Origin of the sequence: Paenibacillus algorifonticola (assembly GCF_050481745.1) — a bacterium.
Lineage (GTDB): Bacteria > Bacillota > Bacilli > Paenibacillales > Paenibacillaceae > Pristimantibacillus > Pristimantibacillus algorifonticola_A.
The window spans coordinates 1-802 of record NZ_JBCNGR010000065.1; the positions used below are offsets into that span (position 1 = coordinate 1).

1 protein-coding gene is annotated in these 802 nt (G+C 47.0%); it reads right to left on the reverse strand.

Translation table 11 applies throughout. The features are described 5' to 3' along the window. Positions 1–355 precede the first annotated feature (355 nt). A partial coding sequence (locus ABEW34_RS31220; RefSeq protein ID WP_430165551.1) for a TetR/AcrR family transcriptional regulator occupies positions 356–802 on the reverse strand: 447 nt, incomplete at its 5' end.

An 802-nucleotide genomic window follows, 5' to 3' on the forward strand; every position in this document is an offset into this window, starting at 1 on the left:
GCTCCGGAAGAACAAGCGAATGATACAGCATCTCTTCGTTTAATCCCAAAACGGCAATCTCTACGATCTCGGCTTGGAGGGAGTCCGGTCTACGGGTAACTTCATGATCACAGTGACCAGGAGAGTAGTTCGGACTACGAGCTGCACACTGGTCTTTTTATAGTTTTTTTTGAGAATTATTAAATTATCCGTTGCTTCATTATTCGGAGAGGCATTAAGCAGAATTCATAAAAGCGAATCCGTAAGTCCTTTGTTTGAAAAGGTTCCGAACAACGTAATCGCATCTTCCAATGAATGAATGGATGAACTCCCCTCCGGCTGTTTACGCCTGCCGGGAGTTCATTTTTCAAGTCTTTTAAGCTGCAATCCCTTTGAAAAACAGATCGAACGTGATCGCAATCTGCTCGTTAAGCCCCTCGTCTTCATTACTCATCAACCAAACGATCAACGCTCCGTAATATGTCTGTATCACAAGCCGGGCGATCATCGTTGCCGGCATGTCTTTACGCAGCTCCCCATTGTCTTGTCCATGCGATATAAGCGGAACGATGGGTTCCATCAACTGCTCAAAAAGTTCAAGCGCCGGACCGCTCCCTAAGATGCCTTGAAATAACGCCCGCATCACCGATTTGTTATGCGGCAGCTGCTGCACAAGCTCGAATATGAACATTCGCATGCGCGGGATTAACGGTCCCGGCTTGTCCTTCAGCTTCGCCACCTCGTTCATGACAAAGACACTCCGCAGCTCGCAAATAAGCTCGTCTCTCGAAGCGAAATAGTTAAAAAAAGTTCCTTTGGCGAC